Origin of the sequence: Ihubacter sp. rT4E-8 (genome assembly GCF_049852125.1) — a bacterium.
Classification (GTDB): domain Bacteria; phylum Bacillota; class Clostridia; order Peptostreptococcales; family Anaerovoracaceae; genus Senimuribacter.
On record NZ_CP187532.1, the window covers coordinates 730,862 to 749,841 of the forward strand.

At 45.1% G+C, this 18,980-nt stretch carries 26 protein-coding genes; 22 read left to right on the forward strand and 4 right to left on the reverse strand.

Annotated elements, in window-relative coordinates:
• Positions 1-13: 13 nt before the first annotated feature.
• From ACPW7J_RS03645 to ACPW7J_RS03660, 4 genes are all read left to right on the forward strand, one after another.
• The gene (locus ACPW7J_RS03645) at positions 14-568 is read left to right on the forward strand and encodes a helix-turn-helix domain-containing protein (RefSeq protein WP_425756651.1); all 555 of its coding nucleotides are present in this window, start codon (positions 14-16) and stop codon (positions 566-568) included.
• Positions 569-578: 10 nt separating this feature from the next.
• Positions 579-776: a hypothetical protein gene (locus ACPW7J_RS03650; protein ID WP_425756652.1), complete on the forward strand. Its 198-nt coding sequence runs from the start codon at positions 579-581 to the stop codon at positions 774-776.
• A 156-nt stretch (positions 777-932) separates the two neighbouring features.
• Positions 933-1,199, forward strand: coding sequence for a type II toxin-antitoxin system RelB/DinJ family antitoxin (locus tag ACPW7J_RS03655; RefSeq protein ID WP_425756654.1), 267 nt, complete (start codon positions 933-935; stop codon positions 1,197-1,199).
• Positions 1,192-1,455 carry a Txe/YoeB family addiction module toxin gene (locus ACPW7J_RS03660; protein ID WP_425756656.1) on the forward strand — a complete coding sequence of 88 codons (264 nt, stop codon included), beginning with the start codon at positions 1,192-1,194 and terminating at the stop codon, positions 1,453-1,455. The genes ACPW7J_RS03655 and ACPW7J_RS03660 overlap by 8 nt, the downstream gene beginning before the upstream one ends.
• A 62-nt stretch (positions 1,456-1,517) precedes the next feature.
• On the opposite strand, the gene ACPW7J_RS03665 is transcribed toward ACPW7J_RS03660, so the two are convergent.
• The 3 genes from ACPW7J_RS03665 to ACPW7J_RS03675 form a co-directional block, all read right to left on the reverse strand.
• Positions 1,518-1,952 (reverse strand): hypothetical protein, encoded by a 435-nt coding sequence (locus ACPW7J_RS03665; RefSeq protein WP_425756658.1) that lies wholly within the window; start codon positions 1,950-1,952, stop codon positions 1,518-1,520.
• A gap of 55 nt (positions 1,953-2,007) precedes the next feature.
• Positions 2,008-2,409 carry a hypothetical protein gene (locus ACPW7J_RS03670; RefSeq protein WP_425756660.1) on the reverse strand — a complete coding sequence of 134 codons (402 nt, stop codon included), beginning with the start codon at positions 2,407-2,409 and terminating at the stop codon, positions 2,008-2,010.
• 562 nt (positions 2,410-2,971) lie between these two features.
• Positions 2,972-3,517, reverse strand: a complete 546-nt coding sequence (locus ACPW7J_RS03675) for an NADH peroxidase (RefSeq protein ID WP_160202183.1) — start codon at positions 3,515-3,517, stop codon at positions 2,972-2,974.
• A gap of 263 nt (positions 3,518-3,780) precedes the next feature.
• Between ACPW7J_RS03675 and ACPW7J_RS03680 the strand changes: the two genes are divergently transcribed.
• From ACPW7J_RS03680 to ACPW7J_RS03750, 15 genes are all read left to right on the forward strand, one after another.
• Entirely contained in the window at positions 3,781-4,587 is an 807-nt protein-coding gene (locus ACPW7J_RS03680) for a transporter substrate-binding domain-containing protein (RefSeq protein ID WP_161873420.1), read from the forward strand.
• Positions 4,588-4,623: 36 nt separating this feature from the next.
• Positions 4,624-5,283, forward strand: a complete 660-nt coding sequence (locus ACPW7J_RS03685) for an amino acid ABC transporter permease (RefSeq protein WP_425756662.1) — start codon at positions 4,624-4,626, stop codon at positions 5,281-5,283.
• Positions 5,284-5,293: 10 nt separating this feature from the next.
• Positions 5,294-6,052 (forward strand): amino acid ABC transporter ATP-binding protein, encoded by a 759-nt coding sequence (locus tag ACPW7J_RS03690; RefSeq protein ID WP_161873418.1) that lies wholly within the window; start codon positions 5,294-5,296, stop codon positions 6,050-6,052.
• A 287-nt stretch (positions 6,053-6,339) separates the two neighbouring features.
• The gene (locus ACPW7J_RS03695; RefSeq protein ID WP_161873417.1) at positions 6,340-7,614 is read left to right on the forward strand and encodes an ABC transporter substrate-binding protein; all 1,275 of its coding nucleotides are present in this window, start codon (positions 6,340-6,342) and stop codon (positions 7,612-7,614) included.
• Positions 7,615-7,686: 72 nt separating this feature from the next.
• Positions 7,687-7,911, forward strand: a complete 225-nt coding sequence (locus ACPW7J_RS03700) for a NifU family protein (protein ID WP_161873416.1) — start codon at positions 7,687-7,689, stop codon at positions 7,909-7,911.
• Positions 7,911-9,362, forward strand: a complete 1,452-nt coding sequence (gene pepV / locus ACPW7J_RS03705; protein ID WP_425756665.1) for a dipeptidase PepV — start codon at positions 7,911-7,913, stop codon at positions 9,360-9,362. Before ACPW7J_RS03700 ends, pepV begins: the two co-directional genes overlap by 1 nt.
• Positions 9,359-9,901 carry an ECF transporter S component gene (locus ACPW7J_RS03710; protein ID WP_425756666.1) on the forward strand — a complete coding sequence of 181 codons (543 nt, stop codon included), beginning with the start codon at positions 9,359-9,361 and terminating at the stop codon, positions 9,899-9,901. Before pepV ends, ACPW7J_RS03710 begins: the two co-directional genes overlap by 4 nt.
• Before the next feature lie 8 nt (positions 9,902-9,909).
• A complete protein-coding gene (gene tsaE / locus ACPW7J_RS03715) occupies positions 9,910-10,329 on the forward strand; it encodes a tRNA (adenosine(37)-N6)-threonylcarbamoyltransferase complex ATPase subunit type 1 TsaE (protein WP_161873413.1) in 420 nt (139 codons plus the stop codon).
• Positions 10,317-11,114: a tRNA (adenosine(37)-N6)-threonylcarbamoyltransferase complex dimerization subunit type 1 TsaB gene (gene tsaB, locus ACPW7J_RS03720; protein WP_425756669.1), complete on the forward strand. Its 798-nt coding sequence runs from the start codon at positions 10,317-10,319 to the stop codon at positions 11,112-11,114. The genes tsaE and tsaB overlap by 13 nt, the downstream gene beginning before the upstream one ends.
• Positions 11,114-11,560: a ribosomal protein S18-alanine N-acetyltransferase gene (gene rimI / locus ACPW7J_RS03725; protein ID WP_161873411.1), complete on the forward strand. Its 447-nt coding sequence runs from the start codon at positions 11,114-11,116 to the stop codon at positions 11,558-11,560. Before tsaB ends, rimI begins: the two co-directional genes overlap by 1 nt.
• Before the next feature lie 65 nt (positions 11,561-11,625).
• Positions 11,626-11,802 (forward strand): hypothetical protein, encoded by a 177-nt coding sequence (locus tag ACPW7J_RS03730; RefSeq protein WP_161873410.1) that lies wholly within the window; start codon positions 11,626-11,628, stop codon positions 11,800-11,802.
• A 30-nt stretch (positions 11,803-11,832) separates the two neighbouring features.
• Positions 11,833-12,849, forward strand: coding sequence for a tRNA (adenosine(37)-N6)-threonylcarbamoyltransferase complex transferase subunit TsaD (tsaD, locus tag ACPW7J_RS03735; RefSeq protein WP_161873409.1), 1,017 nt, complete (start codon positions 11,833-11,835; stop codon positions 12,847-12,849).
• 11 nt (positions 12,850-12,860) lie between these two features.
• Positions 12,861-14,846, forward strand: coding sequence for an ABC-F family ATP-binding cassette domain-containing protein (locus tag ACPW7J_RS03740; protein WP_424959358.1), 1,986 nt, complete (start codon positions 12,861-12,863; stop codon positions 14,844-14,846).
• 92 nt (positions 14,847-14,938) lie between these two features.
• Complete coding sequence (gene acpP, locus ACPW7J_RS03745; RefSeq protein WP_161873407.1) at positions 14,939-15,175, forward strand: acyl carrier protein; 237 nt, start codon at positions 14,939-14,941, stop codon at positions 15,173-15,175.
• A 57-nt stretch (positions 15,176-15,232) separates the two neighbouring features.
• Positions 15,233-15,910: a redox-sensing transcriptional repressor Rex gene (locus tag ACPW7J_RS03750; protein WP_161873406.1), complete on the forward strand. Its 678-nt coding sequence runs from the start codon at positions 15,233-15,235 to the stop codon at positions 15,908-15,910.
• An 88-nt stretch (positions 15,911-15,998) separates the two neighbouring features.
• On the opposite strand, the gene ACPW7J_RS03755 is transcribed toward ACPW7J_RS03750, so the two are convergent.
• Positions 15,999-16,169: a 4Fe-4S binding protein gene (locus ACPW7J_RS03755; RefSeq protein ID WP_161873405.1), complete on the reverse strand. Its 171-nt coding sequence runs from the start codon at positions 16,167-16,169 to the stop codon at positions 15,999-16,001.
• A 71-nt stretch (positions 16,170-16,240) separates the two neighbouring features.
• Here ACPW7J_RS03755 and ACPW7J_RS03760 point away from each other — a divergent pair, with 71 nt between their 5' ends.
• The 3 genes from ACPW7J_RS03760 to ACPW7J_RS03770 all read left to right on the forward strand — a co-directional run bounded on the left by ACPW7J_RS03760 (position 16,241) and on the right by ACPW7J_RS03770 (position 18,963).
• On the forward strand, positions 16,241-17,050 hold the full coding sequence (locus ACPW7J_RS03760) for a hypothetical protein (protein WP_161873404.1): 810 nt from the start codon (positions 16,241-16,243) through the stop codon (positions 17,048-17,050).
• A gap of 21 nt (positions 17,051-17,071) precedes the next feature.
• The gene (locus ACPW7J_RS03765; RefSeq protein WP_424959359.1) at positions 17,072-17,938 is read left to right on the forward strand and encodes a DNA-3-methyladenine glycosylase family protein; all 867 of its coding nucleotides are present in this window, start codon (positions 17,072-17,074) and stop codon (positions 17,936-17,938) included.
• Between the two features lie 206 nt (positions 17,939-18,144).
• Positions 18,145-18,963 carry a Nif3-like dinuclear metal center hexameric protein gene (locus ACPW7J_RS03770; protein ID WP_424959360.1) on the forward strand — a complete coding sequence of 273 codons (819 nt, stop codon included), beginning with the start codon at positions 18,145-18,147 and terminating at the stop codon, positions 18,961-18,963.
• Positions 18,964-18,980 lie beyond the last annotated feature (17 nt).

Here is an 18,980-nt window from a genome sequence, read left to right on the forward strand (position 1 = left end):
AAGGAGAAAATTTATGACAACAAAAAATTATAAGCAGTCATTTGTACTGTATGAAAGTGTATATGCACAGTTTGAGAGATTAGTAAAAGCAGAGAAAACAGAGGGCGCAAATCGCTATATTGACGCAGTTATGCAGTATGGACTTTATGGAGTGGTTCCAGAAGAGAATGATGATGTATGGCTTTATGGTCTTGATAATGTTATGGCAAGCATTGATAGCGCAAAGTCGAACTACAGGAAGAAAATTGAAGTTCCAGAAGGAGAACTGTTGCAGTATTTGCGGCAAGGACTGACAAGAGAAAAAATCGCAGAGAAATTTAATTGTTCTGTAGATACAATCAGAAGAAGAGTGAAAGAGTATGGTTTTGAGAATCTTCCACCAGAAGACTATTTTTTTGAGGAGGATACAGCAAATTGCGGCATGAAAGAAGAATGCAATTATCATTCTCTTTCTCTTTTACCTTCTCATTCAGATTTACCTTATGATTCACAGGAGATTGAAGAGGTAACTGATGTTGAAATCGAAAAAGATGATGTACTTGCGCTAAGCAAGAAGTTGGGATTTTAAGGAGGATACTATGATTGGTACAGAAGCAAAGTTGGTTTTGAATGATATTAAACAGGACATCAATAGGATTTACAGGAGCATAGTTTTTTTGGAAAACTTTTTTTACCTCACTTATGACGAGATTTTAGCGAAGATTGACAAAATGGAAGATTATCATGAATTGGCTGACTATATTCGATTCTTCATTGATAAGGCTGAACTTCGATAGTTGGATTCATGAAACGACTGCCGCAGGGTAGGTGGGGTTTTACATGAGTAAAGTTTCTTTTTCCTAAAATCATCCCCCTCTGTTCAACAAAAGGAATACATTGTATTGACATAGTACGAAAAAAGATGTACAATAGTTTTGAAAGGAGTTGATAGTATGGCTACAGTTTCCATTAGAATGGACGATAATCTGAAAAGAGATGTTGAGAATGTATGTGATGAACTTGGGTTAAGTATGACTGCTGCATTTACTATTTTTGCCAAGAAACTCAGTAGAGAAAAGAGAATTCCTTTTGATGTTTCCATAGACCCATTCTACAACGATATGAATATGGCAGCTTTACATGAAAGCATTGAGCAGATGGCAAAAGGAAAGACTATTGCAAAATCTATGGAAGAATTAGAGGCAATGGCTGATGAGTAAAATCGTTTTTACAGAGAAAGCCTTTGAAGAATATCTTTATTGGCAGTCGCAGGACAAGAAAACGCTGAAAAGAATCAATGCTTTGCTTAAAGATATAGGACGCAGTCCCTTTGAGGGTCTTGGTAAGCCAGAGGGGTTAAAAGGAAATTTAAGTGGTTATTGGAGTAGGCGCATTGATGAAGTAAATCGCTTGGTTTATCGCATTGTAGAGGGGGAAATTGAGGTCTATCAGTGTAAAGGTCATTATGGTAGTTGAATCTATTTTGTAAATAAAGGAAAAGGTGTGGCTACCTGTTTGTAGTCATACCTTTTCTTTTGCTATGCCGCAGACTTGCTTTCTTCTTCATAGGTAATGCCAGCGGCGGCGAGGTCATACATTGGAATGATGTCTCCTTTCTCATCGAATTCTGGAAGTTCATCATAAGTTGGGAATGTAGTAATGAACCATCTATATACAAAGTTGTATGGCGCAGAGGTAGCCTTGGACAGTTCTCTGACTTCGGCGAACCTCTTCAAAAGAACAGTAGAATCCATTTGGCAGGTAATGTATTTTACCATTTTGTCATAGGTGATTTTGCTGTTCTTTTTTCTTGCCTTTGGCGCAGGAGTAACAATAGAGAATTCTGGAAGTTCACTCTGAAACTGTTTGTATAACTTGAATTCTTCTGAACCAAAGTCTTGCGCTTTTTCACTGAAAGCCTTTGTAATGGTGATAGTTTTTGTGGTGAAGTTGATTTCATAATTCTTTCTCATAGTTTTCGTTCCTTTCGTTTTGACAGATGTTATTTGATGTTAAGTGATGATTGATTTATGCTGCTTTTTCTTCGTTTTCTTCTGTATCCTTTAAGAAGTTGTCATAGGATTCTTTGTATTTGTTTAAGAACCATTTCTTGACGATTGGATAAGAAGAACCTCTTGCGGCAGAGTAAGTCTTGATTTCTTCTAACTCCTTCAAGGCTTTGGCTCTCTCCTCCTCATCAGTTTCGACAAGTTTGATGTGTGCAATCATGGCTTTAAAGGTCAGACTGCCATAGGTCTTTTTGCTTGCGTTCTTTTTGATGGTGATTTCTTTCACTGTAAAGGTTGGTTCAGAAGAGCGAACTTCTTTCAGTGCGAAGTATTCAGCAGAGCCATATACACTTGCTTTCTTTAAAAATGCTTTAGATACTTCGATAGTTTCGGTAATTGGATTTACATTGATATTCTTCATTTTAGTTTCCTTTCTTGCCCTCTGGCTCTGCGCTTGGTCGCAACCCTTATTTTCGCTATTTGGAGGTTTCTTTGTTTCCCTCACCTTATGTATATATATTACCATAATAATAGTATTGAAACTAATACCGAAGTAGGTTTTCACCCGGGAAAGTGAAATGCTTATAAATGTTGAAATATAAACGTTTATTGGAATTCCATATTTCGTAAAAAAGTTGAAAAAAATTAGAATTTCAGAAGGAAGATTTTAGAAGATGTAAAAAGATAAAGAGGAGTTGATGAAAGATGTATAAGAGATGTTATAAAACATAAAAAGATGCTCTTGGATTTCATATAATCGTTGAAATTTCAACATCTATGTGGTATAATATTAGTGAAAAAAGTTACAACATCAAAAAGTTACCAGTTTGATGATTTTTATGACTGGAAAAGGTGAAAAGTTACAAGAAAGTTACAAGCCTATTTTTCTTGAAAACTGATTTACCAAAAAGAAAAAAGGAAGCTCTTTCGAGCTTCCCTATCCTCTAAGTATTGAACTTTCAACAGCTTTGAAGGAATGATTATTAGCCGAAGTATCTCTTCAGAAGACCTTCAAATGCAGCGCCGTGTCTAGCCTCATCCTTTGCCATTTCGTGAACGGTATCGTGGATTGCATCCAGGTTCTGCTGTTTTGCCATTGTAGCCAGCGCTTTTTTGCCTGCGCAAGCGCCTGCTTCTGCTTCTACTCTCATTTCCAGGTTTTTCTTCGTGGAGTCAGTTACAACTTCGCCTAACAGTTCTGCAAATTTAGCAGCGTGTTCAGCTTCTTCCCAAGCAGCCTTTTCCCAGTAAAGACCGATTTCTGGATAACCTTCTCTGTGTGCAACTCTAGCCATAGCCAGGTACATACCAACTTCGGAGCATTCGCCTTCAAAGTTAGCGCGCAGACCGTCGATGATTTCCTGGTCAACACCCTGTGCAACGCCGACAACGTGCTTGTCAGCAAATTCTACTTTTCCTTCTTCCTGTTTGATAAACTTGTCTGCAGGTACTTTGCACTGAGGGCACTTTTCAGGTGGCTGATCTCCTTCGTGAACGTAACCGCATACGGAACATACCCATTTCATAATACTAATTCCTCCTTGTAATTTAATATTCTTTAAGATAAAAATATTGTACCACAATTTCTTTCAATGTTAACACTAAATTTTGTGAAGCTTTGTAGAATTTTTGCGAAGAAAATATAGTGACTGCGCCTTTTTGATTTTGAAATCGTATTGATAAGAAGGGGAAACAAATATTTTTCCGGAATTTCCGAAAAAGTGCTTTACTAGTTTATCGAATTAAAGTATAATAGTCGTCGAGCGATTAAAATTGAAGAGAGGTATACACAATGAAAAATTTTAAAAAAGTATTTGCGCTGGTAATGGCGCTGGTGATGATTTTTACTCTGGCATCCTGTGGTGGAGAGAAAAAGGACGCAGGTACAGAGTCTGACAAAGCGTATGTACAGGATAAAGGAAAACTGGTGGTTGGCATTACGGAGTTTGCGCCGATGGATTACAAAGATGATAATGGAGAATGGATCGGCTTTGACGCGGATATGGCAAAAGCCTTTGCAGAAAGTCTGGGTGTTGACGTCGAATTTATTGTCATTGACTGGGACAATAAAATTATGGAGTTGGAAGGAAAGAGCATCGACGTAGTATGGAACGGTATGACGCTGGTAGACGAGGTAAAAGCTGCAATGGGAACTTCTGTACCGTACTGCAAAAACGCGCAGGTTGTTGTTGTTCCGAAGGAAAAGGCAGCAGATTATCAGACGGAAGACGCCATTAAGAAATTGTCCTTTGCGGCGGAGGCTGGTTCTGCGGGAGAAAAGCTTCTCAAAGGTATGGACTGTGAAGTTGTTTCTGTACAGACGCAGGCTGACGCGTTGATGGAAGTTGCCGCAGGCACATCTGAGGCGTGCGTCATTGACCTTTTGATGGCAGGCGCTATGATTGGCGAAGGTACCAGCTACAAAGATCTTACATACACTGTCGCGCTGAATGAAGAAGATTACGGCGTTGGTTTCCGCAAGGGATCTGATCTTGTTGAAGCGTTGAATCAGTTCTTTAAAGACACTTATGCAGATGGAACCATGATGAAGATTGCCAAGAAATACGGCGTACAGGAATCTGTGATCGAACAGAAATAAGATGGAGCAGATAGAAATAAAGGAAGCTAAAGCACTATGATGGAACAAGTAATGCTGGAATTATCCAGCGGATTTCTGGTAACAATTGAATTGTTTGTCCTTACCCTGCTGGGAGCGCTGCCCCTGGGTCTGTTTATCGCTTTCGGTTCTATGAGCAAATTAAAGCCGTTGAGATTCTTAACAAGAGCCATTGTCTGGGTAGTCAGAGGTACGCCGCTGATGCTGCAGCTGATTCTTGTGTATTTCGGTCCCGGCCTGTTGTTGGATTACCAGCTCTGGGGCGGCAGCAGCGCCGGACGTTTTACCGCGGTAACTGTTACCTTCATTATTAACTATGCATGCTATTTTTCCGAAATCTACAGAGGAGGCATTGAAAGCATTTCCAAAGGACAGTACGAAGCGGGACAGGTGCTGGGACTGACCAGACGGCAGATTTTCTTTAAGATTGTGTTGCTGCAGGTCGTCAAAAGAATCATTCCGCCTATGGGAAATGAGTTTATCACGCTAGTAAAGGATACTTCCCTGGCGAGAATTATTTCTGTATATGAACTGATCTGGGCAGGGCAGGCGTTCATCAAAAGCGCCGGCATTATCTGGCCGCTGTTTATGACTGCGATCTTTTATCTGCTGTTCAGCGGCGTGCTGGTCATCATTTTCGGGCAGATCGAAAAGAAATTAAGTTATTTCAGCAGTTAGGGAGGTAACGATGGGATTTTTAGAAGTAAAGAATCTGAGAAAGAGCTTTGGGAAAGTCGAAGTTTTGAAAGGCATTGATTTTTCGCTGGAAAAAGGGGAAGTGCTGGCGATCATCGGCGCCTCCGGCGGTGGAAAGACGACGCTGCTGCGGTGTCTGAATTTCCTGGAATATGCTGATATAGGTACGATTTCTGTTAACGGAGAAATCATTTATGAAGGCGGGGTAACCCAATGCCGTAATGAAAAGGAGCTTCGTGACAGTAGACTGCATTTTGGCCTGGTTTTTCAGTCATTTAACTTATTTCCCCAGTATAACGTTCTGCAGAATGTGACGCTGGCGCCGACACTGCAGCAGAAAGGGACGGAAGAACAAATTTCGGCACATGCGATGGAAACCATCGCGCGAGTCGGCCTTACAGATAAGCTGGAAAGCTATCCCTGTCAGTTGTCCGGCGGGCAGCAGCAGCGCGTGGCAATTGCCAGAGCCCTGGTGATGGATCCGGATATTCTGTGCTTCGATGAACCGACCTCCGCGCTGGATCCGGAACTGACCGGCGAGGTGCTGAAGGTTATCAAAGGGTTAAAAGACAGCAGCAGTACCATGATTGTTGTGACCCATGAGATGGAATTTGCCAGAAGTGTCGCAGATAAAATCATCTTTATGGCGGACGGCAGAATTGAGGAAGTGGGAACGCCGGAGGAAATCTTCGACCACCCGCGTTCGCCGCGGACGCAGGCGTTTTTGTCTAAATCACGGGAAAAGATCTGACGCTATTGTAAAAAATCGTTGAAGCGGTTAAATTTGTTAAGAAAGCTGCTTCGGACAGATAATTGAAATAACTGTATTGTTAGCCGGCCGGGTGTATTTCGGCCGGTATTTGTTTGCTGTACGTGTCTATGGGCTGGTTGACAAATTTTTTGGATACTGCCGCATCTCGGACTGGCGGGTAAGAAGTTTTCATATGCCTGTCATGAACTTTCACATAAAAAAGGTTTACATTTCCGCTAAATGTCAGTATAATGAAATGTACGTTACAGAAGATAAGAGGGGATTTTATGAGAAGAAAAACGACGGCGATTTTGGCATTGGCTTTGATGTTGACCTTGGTTTCGTCAGCGTTAGCAGGCTGTACAACATTTGACAATTTCAAAGAAGCTTTTTTCTCTAAAAATGGCGCCGAGGCGGATACGGTTAGGATTGGCGTACTGGAGCCGCAGACGGGAAATGACAGCGGTAAAGGCGAATGGGAGATGCGTGGCATTGAGTTGGCCCATGAGCTGTATCCAAAGGTGCTCGAGAAGGATGTGGAACTGGTCTATGCGGATACGCAGAGCAGCATTTATGTTGCGGAATCTGCTGTTGGTGATCTGATCGATAAAAAACCGGCGGTGGTCTTGGGAAGCTATGGCGACGCAGTTTCTTTAGTGGCTAGCAGGCAGTTGGGCGAGGCAAGGATTCCAGCAATTGCTATGACGGTAACCAATCCGCTGATTACAGCCAATAATGATTATTATTTCCGTGTATCTTTTACAGATGCTGATCAAGGCAGCGCGTTGGCGGATTTCACTTATACATGCCTGGGACAGGTTAAGGCCGCAGTGATTCAGCAGAAGGGCGAGGATTCTGTCAGTGAATTGGTGCGCAGATACACAAGCCGCATGAAGGAGCTGACAAAGGATGCCAATGCTATTGAGGCGGACATACAGATAGATAAGAATGTTAAGGATTATAGCGATTGCATAGAAAAAGTGAAGCAATCTGGTGTACGGGCCGTATTTATGCCGCTGCCGTTGTCTGCGGCAGAGAAGGTCTTTGATACCGCGTCAAAGGCATTTCTGACCAATATAGTTTTTATTGGACCAAAGGATTGGAATGGCGAGGATTTACTGAAATTGCAGGAAAAATATCCGGCAATCAAAATTGCAACCGCGTCTGATGCGCTTGCGGTTGCCAGTGGACAGGCAGTTCAGGAAAAGGATGCGAACAAAGACGGCCAGGATGATCAGACGGAAAGCAGTAAAACCTCAGCAGAGGATATGCAGAGCGATTTATACAAAGAGTTTTTTACCGCTTATCAGAAAAAGTATGGGAAAGAGGAACCGCCTGAGGCTGTTGCTTTGGGATTTGATGCCTATATGATTGCTCTCCGGGCAATTGAGGAGGCAGGTTCCGTAGACGGATATGCCGTCAAAGAGGCTATGAAGAATACGGAAGGGTATGCCGGGGTTTCTGGCGATATATCCTTTGGCCCGACGGGAGAACCGAAAAAGACAATTCATGTAAACATGATACAGAACGGCGTCTTTGTTACGGTATTTACTTTTGGTTGAGATGAAAATAACCCGCGGCGGAGCAAAACAAATTTGTTAACTTTTAGAAATTTATATATAAAGGAGATAAAAATGGAACAGAAAATTAAAGCAGCATTAGAGCAGATCAGACCAATTCTGCAGAGAGATGGCGGAGACATTGAGTTCGTTGAGCTGACACCGGAAAACGTTGTAAAGGTAAGACTGCAGGGACACTGTGCAGGATGCCCGGGCGCAAGAATGACCTTGAAGGGAATCGTCGAAAGAGTTCTGAAGGAAAGCTATCCGGAAATTGCTGGAGTTGAAGCCGTAGACTAATGGACTATATTAAAAACATTGAAGAAAACGAGGATCTGCAGATACAAACTCTGCAGGATCTCGTTTCCATTAACAGCGTGCTGAGCAGTCCTGTCACCACCGCCGAGGGACAATTTTTCCCTTTCGGAAAAGGAGTACAGGATGCTTTTGCGTGCGTACTGAAAAAAGCAGAGGCAATGGGGTTTGAAGTCAGGAATGTTGACAATTACGGAGGCCACATCGACTTTGGTGAAGGTGAGGAAATCGTAGGTGTTCTGGGCCATCTGGACGTTGTGCCGGAAGGAGACGGATGGACCTTTGATCCGTTTAGTGGCGCGGTGACAAATGGATATATTTACGGCAGAGGAACACAGGATGACAAAGGCCCTGTAGTTGCGGCTCTTTTTGCCATGAAAGCATTAAAGGACGCGGGCTATGTACCGTCAAAGAAGATCCGTTTGATTCTGGGATTGGATGAGGAAACTGCATGGAGCGGTATGGATTACTATTTCAGGAAGGAATCAAAGCCTGATTACGGCTTTACGCCTGACGCTGAATTCCCTGTGATATACGGGGAAAAGGGCATTGTTACATATGAGATTGCAAAGAAGCTGACAAAGACGCAGGGAGGCCTTGCTTTGCGAAGCCTGACAGGCGGAAACGCCGCTAACATGGTGGCGGAGAAGGCCAGGGCGGTAGTTAACGCGGAGGATTCCGCTGTCTATGGACAGATCAAGGAATTGGCGGCCGCTTACAGAGAGAGGACAGGTTGCCGCGTTTTGACAAAGGGCGTAGGTAAATCACTGGAAATTACAGTAGAGGGAAAATCCGCTCATGGCGCTACGCCGGAGGCTGGTGTTAACGCTATATCCATTATGATGGATTTTCTTGGCGAATTGAACTTGGCTGGAGATGAAATTAATGACTTTCTGGACTTCTATAACCGCTGCATCGGTTTTGAACTTCACGGTCAGTCCCTGGGATGCGGCTTTAAGGACACGCCGTCAGGCGATTTGGTGCTGAACGTGGGAATGATCAAAGGGGATCAGGAAGCAGTAACGCTGACGGTCAATATCCGTTACCCTGTGACTTATACAGAGGAACAGATTCATGATGGCATCCGTCCTTTCATCGATCAGTATGAGATGGGTATCATCAGAAGAAAAAGTCAGCCGCCTATTTATATGAAGCCTGACGATCCTTTGATTCGTACGCTTATGAAAGTCTATCAAGATAATACCGGTGATGGGCAAAGTCGTCCCCTGGTCATTGGAGCGGGAACTTACGCCAGAGCAGCCGAAAATGTAGTCGCGTTTGGCGCGTTGTTTCCAGAGGATGAGGATCTGATGCATCAGAAAAACGAGAGACTTTCTATAGAGCGTTTTATGCAGATGACAAAGATATATGCCGATGCGTTATATGCGCTGACGCAGCCAGACTTTACTTTGAAGGAGGATGAAACAGAATCATGAACCGTAAAATAAGTACGGCCAGGTTGGCGAAGCTAGCCTTGCTTACCGCCATATCCTGTGTTTTGATGTTGCTTATCAGGATTCCTTTTCCACCGGCGCCATTTTTGGTTTATGACCCGGCGGATATCCCGATTTATATCACAACCTTTGCTTTTGGACCGATTTCGGGACTGATCGTTACCGTAGTAGTTAGCTTTATTCAGGCATTCATTCTGGGAGGCGACGGCGTTTACGGTTTCGTAATGCATGTGCTTGCCACAGGTCTTTTTGCCGTAATCGCGGGAACGCTATATCGGCATAAAAAGTCGAAGAAAGAAGCGATTATCGCTATCATCGTCGGCGTGCTCGCCATGACTGCTATGATGTGCGTAGCCAACTATTTTATCACTTCGATGTATATGGGATTGCCGAGATCTGCCGTGGCGGCTATGTTGGCGCCGGTTATCATTCCGTTTAATTTACTGAAGGGCGGTATCAACGCGCTGGTCACGTTCCTGATCTATAAGCGTATTTCTCCATTCCTTCATAAAGGAAATTGAGGAAGATTATGCGTGAAATCATCATTAAAAATGAAGAAGATACGAAGGCTTTTGGCCATCATCTCGCAGACGCTTTGAAGCCGAATACCGTCGTCGCTCTGATCGGCGATTTGGGTACAGGCAAAACTACACTGACAAAATACATTGCAGAGGGGCTTGGCGTCAGGGAAATGATTACAAGCCCTACTTTTACGATTGTTTGCGAGTACCATTCCGGGAGATTGCCGCTGTACCATTTCGATGTATACCGCTTGGGAGAAAGCGGAGATCTGTTTGAAATCGGAGCAGAGGAATATTTCTACAAAGGCGGCGTATCTATCGTAGAGTGGGCTGATCAGGCGGCGGAAATTTTGCCAGACGATACACTCTGCATTTTCATCGAATATGGCGAGAACGAAGGAGAGCGAATATATAAATGTACATTTTAGCACTTGAAACAACCGGTCCCGTAGGTTCAGCGGCCCTCATTGACGGTAACGGAAAGATCACGGAAGCCGTGTCGCCAGAAGCCATGAATCATTTGAAGGATCTGATGCCTATGGCAGAGAGACTTCTCCATCAAAGGGGCATCTGTCCCGATGATCTCACTGCGGTTGCGGCTTCGGTTGGACCAGGGTCTTTTACGGGCATCCGCATTGGCGTTACCAGTGCGAGGGCGATCTGTCAGGCGCTGGATATTCCTGCAATCTCTGTGTCTACGTTGGATTCCTTTAAGCTGAAGAATGATGGGCAGACAGTAATCGCGCCTATTATCAACGCGCGGAGAGGGCAGGTTTATGGCGCTGTCTTTGGAGAAGACGGAGGCGATATTTTGAAAAGCGGGCCGTATATGTTGACAGACGTTTTTGACGCTATCCGCGGTGAGTTGGATCAGCGCAGCGCAGAAACCGCCTGCGGCATTCCTGTGGCAGGAAGGATCGTGTTTTACGGCGACGGTATTGACGCTTATGGCAAAGAGTTGGCAGATTTTACGGCGGAGCTGACTGCGTCTTACTGCAGCTGGCAGGTGGAATTGGCTAGTGAGGAAGAACGGTATCAGAGAGCTTCTATGACCGCGCGGCGCGCGTTTGAGAAATACCGTGACGGACATGCTTTGACGGTAGAGGAACTGACGCCTGTGTACATGCGCGCCACGGAGGCGGAGCAAAAGCTGGCAGATGGAACTTTGGAAAAGCAACGGAAGGCCAAGATGGCTCGTTTTTTGGCGAGGTAATGATGGATGAGATTTTAATCAGACTGGGGACGGCTGCGGATGTGGATGATATGGCGGATTTAGAGCAGCGTTGTTTTGATGATCCATGGTCTGAACAGGCGTTGGCGGAGGATATGGAGAATCCCAGATGTCTCTATGTTGTAGCAGAGTTGGACGGCCGCGTTGTAGGATATGTGGGTTTTTGGGCCATTGTGGACGAGGGACATATCAACAATGTGGCTGTATCTCCTGACTTCCGGCGGCGGAGGATTGGCGCCGCTCTTATTGAGGAAGCGCTTCGGCTCGGTACAGAGCTGGGACTGGTCAATTATACTCTGGAGGTGCGGGCCGGCAATGAGGCTGCCATCGGCCTTTATGAGAAATTTGGTTTTGAAGCTGTCGGTGTGCGCCCGCATTACTATGAAGTAGGCGGTGAGGATGCTGTGATCATGTGGCGGTTTGGTTAGAAGGGCTTTTGTCCTTGCATATTTCCTTATCGGGAGGGTTAAAATACCGACAGGAGGTGGGAAATATGGAAGGAAAGAGGCCTTATGACGATATTGAGGGTCACGGCGGACTGATGGAGGTCTACGGCGGATGTCATCGATTTGAGAGAAGACATGATTTTGATATGTTTTCCATGGCGGACTATCAGTCCTGCGAGAATTGCAGGCATCTGGGGGCGGACGACCGCTGTCTGCTCCGATAGGAATTGGAGCCGCCGGAAGGAAGGTAAGACATGAAAGACGGAAAATTTTTGACGATGGGAATTGAATCCAGCTGTGACGAAACGGCGGTGGCGATCCTGGCTGACGGCAGACAGGTTCTTTCTAACGTAATATCCTCACAGATCGATATACACACGGCTTTCGGCGGCGTTGTGCCGGAGATTGCATCCAGGCACCATCTGCAGAATATGAACACGGTGATTGAACGGTCTCTGCGTGAAGCCGGCGTCACATTAGACCATATAGATTTGATCGGCGTCACATATGGACCGGGGTTGATCGGCGCTCTGTTGATGGGAGTAGCGGCGGCAAAGGCGATCTCCTTTGCAAAGAGAATTCCTCTGGTCGGCGTGAATCATATGCATGGACATATTAGCGCTAATTTTATTCAGGATAAAGATCTTCGGCCGCCGTTCATGAGCCTGGTTGTCAGCGGCGGACATACCAACATCGTGGAAATGACTGACTATGGTCAATGCACAGTGTTAGGCAGTACCCGGGATGACGCTGTAGGAGAAGCTTATGATAAGGTGGCCAGGGTCATCGGATTGGGTTATCCCGGCGGACCGAAGATGGATAAGGCGGCAAAGGAGGGAAATCCTGAGGCGATTCACTTCAAGCGGGTTTATCTGGAGAAGGGCAGCCTGGATTTTAGTTTCAGCGGGTTGAAGACCGCGGTACTTAACTATTTGAATACAGAACGGCAGGCGGGACGAGAAATCAGCGTGGCTGATGTAGCGGCCAGCTTTCAGGCCGCTGTGGTGGAGGTTATCGTTACCAAAACCATGGAAGCGGTAAGATTGCGCGGGCAGAAGCGCCTGGTACTTGCCGGCGGGGTAGCGGCTAATTCCAGACTTCGTTCAGACCTGGCCGCGGCCTGTGAAAGGGCGGGTGTAAAGCTGTATGTACCAGACCCGATTCTGTGTACGGATAACGGCGCTATGATCGCTTGCGCCGCTTACTATAAGTACAGGGAGCAGGGAGCGGATGATTTGACATTAGACGCTTTTCCTGACCTTGCAATTTAACGGAGAAAGTTATGATTATTTTATCAGCAAAAGATCTGACGAAGAACTATGGCACTGATGTGATTTTGGATAAGGTATCTTTTCACATCAACGAAGGCGACCGAATCGGAATCGTGGGCGCTAACGGCGCGGGTAAAACCACTTTGCTGAATGTTTTGGCAGGAGATCTGCAGGCGGATGAAGGGAGCTTTTTCTTATCTCAGGATAAGACCATAGGATATTTAAAACAGAAAAACAACTTTGAGACCGAGAATACTGTTATCGAAGAAGTACATAAGATTTTTCAGCGTTTTGCGGATATGGAACGGGAAATGATGGATCTGTCCCTTCAGATCGGAGAGAAAGGCGCTGAGGCCGGATGTCTGATGAATCGGTACGCGACGCTGCAGGACACGTTTAAAAACGAGGGAGGATACTCGTATAAAAGCGAAATGACCGGTATCCTGAACAGTATGGCCTTTGGAGAAGAATTCTATGACAAGAAGATCAGTACGCTGTCCGGAGGCGAGCGAACCAGATTGGCTTTAGCCTGTTTACTTCTGGAAAAACCGGATATGCTATTCTTGGATGAGCCTACGAATCATCTGGATATTGGAACGTTGAAATGGCTGGAACAGTATTTGCGAGGCTACAAGGGAACCATTGTTATGGTGTCTCACGACCGGTATTTTTTGGATCAAATGGCAACCAGAATTTTTGAGGTGGAACATCATCATTTGAAATGCTATGACGGTAACTACAGCCGGTTTGCTGAAAAGAAGCGGGCGCTGCGTGAAGCAGAGATGCGGGCGTATAACAAGCAACAGACTGAGATTCGCAGACAGGAAGATATGATACGCCGTTTTAAGGAACGGGGAACAGAAAAGCTGGCTAAACGGGCGGCGTCTAGAGAAAAGAGACTTTCCCATCTGGATCGTCTGGAACGGCCGGAGGCCGAGCTGGGAAAGATGAAGATACATTTTCGTCAGGAGTATCAGAGCGGCAACGATGTACTGTATGGAGAGGATCTTGCAAAGTCCTTCGGCTTTGGTGCAGGCAGGCGGGATTTGTTCTCTGGCGTTAGCTTTGATATCAAGCGTGGAGAGAGGATATGCATAGTAGGACCTAATGGCGTAGGTAAGACGACGCTGCTTCGAATTCTTATGGAGGAATTATCGCCGACGGAGGGATATCTGAAGATTGGACATAACGTTAAGTTCGGTTATTACGATCAGGGACAGCTGCTTTTAAACGATGCGGCTACGGTCATGGATGAAGTCCACGATTCATATAGATTGTATAAGGACGCGGAGATACGTTCTATTTTAGGCAGATTTCTGTTTAAAAACGACCAGGTTTTTTTACAGGTGGGGTCGTTGTCAGGAGGCGAGAAGGCAAGGCTGTCTTTGCTCAAATTGATGATGAGCGGAGCAAACGTGTTGCTTCTGGATGAACCTACGAATCATCTGGATATTGATTCCAAAGAGGTTTTTGAGGAAGCCCTTCTGGAATATCCGGGTACGGTAATTGTAGTGTCCCATGACCGGTATTTTTTGAACAAGATTCCAACCAGAATCCTGGAACTGGAGAAGGACGGTCTGCGTGAGTATTTGGGAACCTACGACTACTATGTGGAAAAAAAGACTTCTGTAGAATCAGGAAAGAAATATCTGAAGGAATTAAATACCAGCGGCGCTTCTAAGACGTCTGGTGCAGCTGGAGGAAAAGAAGATAAAAGCTCTGCAGCAGGTCGGCCTGGCGGAGGATCATTGTCTTCTGCCGAGGAGCGGGCCCTGAAAAAGAAGAAGGAGGCAGAGGAACGCCGTCTTATCAGAGAAAAGGCGCGGCTGGAAGCCCTGATTGAGAAATTGGAGACTGAAATAGCGGAAAATGAGGCGCAGATGTGTCTTCCTGAGAATTTGACGAATCATAAACTTTTGGAAGAAATCGACCAAAAAAATGCCCAATGCAGGGATGATCTGGAAAAAGCGTATGAAGAATGGATGCTGTTGGATTAAAATGTTAAAAAAAACGAATTTTTTCCTTGCATTACATATGAAGGTCAACTATAATTATTTCTGTAATTAGTAACGATAGATGGAGGTTTATTATGGCTTTTGATAAAATCAGAGCGATCATTATGGATCAGCTTAATGTTGAGGAATCCATGGTGACTATGGATACAAATATGATGAAAGATCTGGAAGCGGATTCTTTAGACGCTGTAGAGATCATCATGGCGATCGAAGAAGAATTTGATATCGAGATCGCAGATGAAGATGCTGAGAAGTTCCAGCTGGTCGGTGATCTGGTCAGATACGTTGAAGAAAATTGTGAACAGGAGTAACTATGACACCCGCCAGATGATGGCGGGTTTGTTTTTTGTGGAAAAGAGGAAAGTAAGATGAAAAATGCGAAGATATCTAATGCGGTTATCAAGAGACTGCCGAGATACAGAAGGTATCTAATTGAATTGAAGAAGAAGGGCGTAGAAAAAATCTCATCAAAGGAATTCAGTCATTTGATCGGATATACGGCGTCACAGATCCGTCAGGACTTGAATAATTTCGGTGGATTTGGACAGCAGGGCTATGGGTATAGTGTAGAAGGCTTATATGATGAAATCAGTGCGATTCTGGGACTGGATAAGGAATACCGAATGGTCATCATCGGCGCCGGTAATTTGGGTCAGGCCATTGCGAAGTACACCCATTCTTATGGCAAACAGGGTTTTGGCGTATATGGAATCTTTGAGATCAAGCCCAGTTTGATCGGCACCTATCTGGAAGGTATCGAAATTTTGGAATATGAGGATATCGTAGAATTTGTAGAGAAAGAAGAAATTGACATCGGCATCATCTGCGTAGGCCGAGAGGCGGCGCAGGAGGTAGCGGATAAGCTTTCTTTTGCAGGCGTCAAGGGCATTTGGAATTTTGCTCCGACAGACATCGAAGTTCCGAAGCATGTAGCGCTGGAAAACGTACAATTATCTGATAGCCTGCACGCCCTTGCCTATCACATCAACGACATTCAGAAAAAAGAAGCGAAGTCGAGAGAGACAAAGGAGTGCAGCCTGCAGTAGTCAGACATAGAATTTTGGATATGTTGGCGAAAAAATAAAGCTGTCTCGCGAGAAACAGCTTTATCATTTTGATCGGTTATGTAATTGATTAACCTTCAACCGGAGCTTCAACCGGGCAAGCACCTGCGCAAGCGCCGCAATCGATGCACTTATCAGCGTCGATTACATAGATGCCGTCGCCTTCGGAGATAGCTTCAACTGGACATTCTGCTGCACATGCGCCACAAGCGATGCAAGCGTCAGTAATTTTATAAGCCATGATATATCCTCCTTTTTAGACATGTCTATAATTCGACTATTATTATAACAGAAGGACGAGTATAAGTAAAGATGAAAGTTTATACTTTGACGGGTAAAAGTGGTACAGGTAAGTCCTATCAGTCCATGAACCTGTGTAGGGAAAAACACATAGAAAGCATGATCGACGATGGGTTGTTTATTTACAGAAATCGTGTAGAAGCCGGGATTTCCGCTAAACGACAGAAGACAATGGTCGGCGCTATAAAGACTGCGCTGTTCACACAGGATGAACATGCGGCCGCTGTGGCGAAACGTATCAAGGAGATTCAGCCTCGTAATCTTCTGATCATCGGGACCAGTGACAAGATGACAGATAAGATTGTAGCGCGTCTGGGACTTCCCGCTGTCAGCAAACGGATTTATATTGAGGATATTACAACAGCAGAGGAACGGGATATTGCTGACAGACAGCGCCATGTTCTGGGTAAGCATGTAATACCCGCGCCCACGCTGCAGCTGAAGCGGGATTTTGCCGGTTATTTTCTTGATCCTCTGAAAATCCTTCGTGGGATCAACAGCAGAGGAAAGGCACAGTATGCGGAGAAAACCGTGGTGCGTCCTACTTTCAGTTATATGGGGGAATTTTTTATATCAGATCTGGTTATGCGGGATATCGCGAAATGTGTCGCGGGCGAAGTACCAGGCATTGGAACGGTGCTGAAGGTTTACGAGAATACATCTCCTGACAATCTGATTGTGGAGGTTGCGGTTTCCATCAGAGGCGACAGCGCTCTGTGGGAGACAGCTATGGAATTTCAGAGCCGGTTAACTGAAGTGCTGGAATATATGACGGCGTTTAATGTGGTGGAAGTGAATGTGGAAGTACGAGGATTTGAGTAATGGATTGCTGGAGAGGCAGTTATGAAGTATGTTGCAAAAAATGTTAAGGACTTTCATCTCGATCATATCTTTGACTGCGGACAGTGTTTTCGTTGGAAGAAGAATACAGACGGCTCCTATACAGGGACGGCAAAGGGGAAAATCGCCAATATACGATATGAAGAACCCGGTTTCGACAGAGGGACAGCTGTAGAAGCGGAGGCTGGCAACGGCGAAGGGAATCTCATTATCGATAACTGTACAGAGGAGGAATTTCAGAATATCTGGCGGCAGTATTTGGATCTGGACAGGGATTATGGGAGGATAAAGAAAAAACTGTCCAAGGGTGATGCTGTGATGAGAAAGGCAATCAGGAATGGAGACGGAATCAGAATTCTTCAGCAGGATTTGTGGGAGACGATTCTTTCCTTTATTATATCACAGAACAATCATATCCCCAGAATCAAGGGCTGTATCGAAAAGCTGGCCGAGCTTTTCGGTCAGCCTATAGGAACATATGAGGACCGGGTCTGGTATGACGTTCCCGGCCCGGAGGTGTTGGCAAGCCTGACCGAGGCGGATTTGGCCGAGGTCAGGCTTGGCTACCGGTCAAAGTATATTCTGGGAACGGCGCGGGCAGTTGTTCAGAACGGGCTGCCGCAGAATGCGGAACAGTTGGCGGCGCTGCAGGGAGTTGGACCAAAGGTGGCTGCGTGTATTCTTTTGTTTGGAATGGGTAAGCATGAAGCCTTCCCTATAGATGTGTGGATGGCGCGAGTTATGCATCAGCTTTATGGACTTGATGAAAAGGATCATCAGGCTATGAAAGCTTATGCTGAAGAACACTTTGGCGCGTTAGGCGGTTTTGCGCAACAGTATCTGTTCTATTACATCAGATCCATGAAATAGAATGATAATACATTTTGAGGAACAAGTCGAAAGCTGTTAAACAGTATTCGGCTTGTTTTTATGTGCAGCAGATTTTGTTTGCAAAATTTATCGGAAAATTTTATTTTTTTTTGCGATTCATCTTGACAAAACTGTGTCACGGATAGTACAATGCAGTTAAATATAGTAATTGCAATAAAAAAATATAGCAAAATGGAGTTGTTACTATGAATTCAGAAAATACTGCAAAAATGGAAGCGAAAAAACTGTATCAGGAATTGGAAACTTTTTTCAATCCGAATCGCTATGAGGACTTTGTGCAAAACGGAGTATTGGCTGACAATACGGAAGTGATTCACAAGGTTTATACTGCGACTTTTTCAAGCAGCGAAGTATTAGAAAAGCTTCGTCGTGCGGGGGCGCATGATTGTCTGTTATTCACGCATCATCCGGGAGCCCAGCACCCTGAATCCGAGCCGCCAGCATATTTTACTGCTGCGGAAAAGAACTACATGAAGGAAAATCATATCAGTCATTACAGCCTGCATCTGCCTATGGATCAGCTTAATCCGTATTCGCCGGGCGTATCTTTGGCAAAGCAGATGGGATTGACGCCCTTTGATAGCTTTTTTGAAGAGGGAGGATCTGTGATGGGAGTGATTTGTACCGGTTCTTTCCGCAGAGCAGATCAAGTATTAGAGAAAGTGGAGACGCTTATGGGACACAAGTGCCGCTTGTATGAATATGGAGGAAAGGATCTGAAAGACGGAAGGGTCGCTATCGCTGCCGGGGGAGCGGAAGGAACAGAGTTGTATGAGACATTGAAAAATGCAGGTGTTACTCTCTTTGTTACCGGCGTAGGCACAAAAGAAGCCGATTGGTTCGCACCATCTCATGAAGCGGCAGCGCAGGCGGGCGTCAGCATCTTAGCGGCAGGACATTACTCCACTGAAAAGTTTGCTTTGATGGCAATGTGCGAATTTTTCCGGGAGCGCGGCATGGACGCGGAATTTATAGAGGAAACGCCGTTGTTGACGGATATGTAAAAGTACCATATTAAGCG

Excerpts from the sequence above, each read along its gene's own strand:
- ACPW7J_RS03740 (WP_424959358.1), top strand. The coding sequence starts at position 12,861 with ATGATTATTTTATCAGCAAAAGATCTGACGAAGAACTATGGCACTGAT.
- pepV (WP_425756665.1), top strand. The coding sequence starts at position 7,911 with ATGGACTATATTAAAAACATTGAAGAAAACGAGGATCTGCAGATACAA.
- ACPW7J_RS03690 (WP_161873418.1), top strand. The coding sequence starts at position 5,294 with ATGGGATTTTTAGAAGTAAAGAATCTGAGAAAGAGCTTTGGGAAAGTC.
- ACPW7J_RS03770 (WP_424959360.1), top strand. The coding sequence starts at position 18,145 with ATGAATTCAGAAAATACTGCAAAAATGGAAGCGAAAAAACTGTATCAG.
- ACPW7J_RS03660 (WP_425756656.1), top strand. The coding sequence starts at position 1,192 with ATGAGTAAAATCGTTTTTACAGAGAAAGCCTTTGAAGAATATCTTTAT.
- rimI (WP_161873411.1), top strand. The coding sequence starts at position 11,114 with ATGATGGATGAGATTTTAATCAGACTGGGGACGGCTGCGGATGTGGAT.
- tsaD (WP_161873409.1), top strand. The coding sequence starts at position 11,833 with ATGAAAGACGGAAAATTTTTGACGATGGGAATTGAATCCAGCTGTGAC.
- ACPW7J_RS03710 (WP_425756666.1), top strand. The coding sequence starts at position 9,359 with ATGAACCGTAAAATAAGTACGGCCAGGTTGGCGAAGCTAGCCTTGCTT.
- tsaE (WP_161873413.1), top strand. The coding sequence starts at position 9,910 with ATGCGTGAAATCATCATTAAAAATGAAGAAGATACGAAGGCTTTTGGC.
- ACPW7J_RS03655 (WP_425756654.1), top strand. The coding sequence starts at position 933 with ATGGCTACAGTTTCCATTAGAATGGACGATAATCTGAAAAGAGATGTT.
- ACPW7J_RS03665 (WP_425756658.1), bottom strand. The coding sequence starts at position 1,952 with ATGAGAAAGAATTATGAAATCAACTTCACCACAAAAACTATCACCATT.
- ACPW7J_RS03650 (WP_425756652.1), top strand. The coding sequence starts at position 579 with ATGATTGGTACAGAAGCAAAGTTGGTTTTGAATGATATTAAACAGGAC.
- ACPW7J_RS03750 (WP_161873406.1), top strand. The coding sequence starts at position 15,233 with ATGAAAAATGCGAAGATATCTAATGCGGTTATCAAGAGACTGCCGAGA.
- ACPW7J_RS03670 (WP_425756660.1), bottom strand. The coding sequence starts at position 2,409 with ATGAAGAATATCAATGTAAATCCAATTACCGAAACTATCGAAGTATCT.
- tsaB (WP_425756669.1), top strand. The coding sequence starts at position 10,317 with ATGTACATTTTAGCACTTGAAACAACCGGTCCCGTAGGTTCAGCGGCC.
- ACPW7J_RS03755 (WP_161873405.1), bottom strand. The coding sequence starts at position 16,169 with ATGGCTTATAAAATTACTGACGCTTGCATCGCTTGTGGCGCATGTGCA.
- ACPW7J_RS03645 (WP_425756651.1), top strand. The coding sequence starts at position 14 with ATGACAACAAAAAATTATAAGCAGTCATTTGTACTGTATGAAAGTGTA.
- ACPW7J_RS03695 (WP_161873417.1), top strand. The coding sequence starts at position 6,340 with ATGAGAAGAAAAACGACGGCGATTTTGGCATTGGCTTTGATGTTGACC.
- ACPW7J_RS03760 (WP_161873404.1), top strand. The coding sequence starts at position 16,241 with ATGAAAGTTTATACTTTGACGGGTAAAAGTGGTACAGGTAAGTCCTAT.
- ACPW7J_RS03700 (WP_161873416.1), top strand. The coding sequence starts at position 7,687 with ATGGAACAGAAAATTAAAGCAGCATTAGAGCAGATCAGACCAATTCTG.
- ACPW7J_RS03730 (WP_161873410.1), top strand. The coding sequence starts at position 11,626 with ATGGAAGGAAAGAGGCCTTATGACGATATTGAGGGTCACGGCGGACTG.
- ACPW7J_RS03680 (WP_161873420.1), top strand. The coding sequence starts at position 3,781 with ATGAAAAATTTTAAAAAAGTATTTGCGCTGGTAATGGCGCTGGTGATG.
- ACPW7J_RS03765 (WP_424959359.1), top strand. The coding sequence starts at position 17,072 with ATGAAGTATGTTGCAAAAAATGTTAAGGACTTTCATCTCGATCATATC.
- ACPW7J_RS03685 (WP_425756662.1), top strand. The coding sequence starts at position 4,624 with ATGATGGAACAAGTAATGCTGGAATTATCCAGCGGATTTCTGGTAACA.
- acpP (WP_161873407.1), top strand. The coding sequence starts at position 14,939 with ATGGCTTTTGATAAAATCAGAGCGATCATTATGGATCAGCTTAATGTT.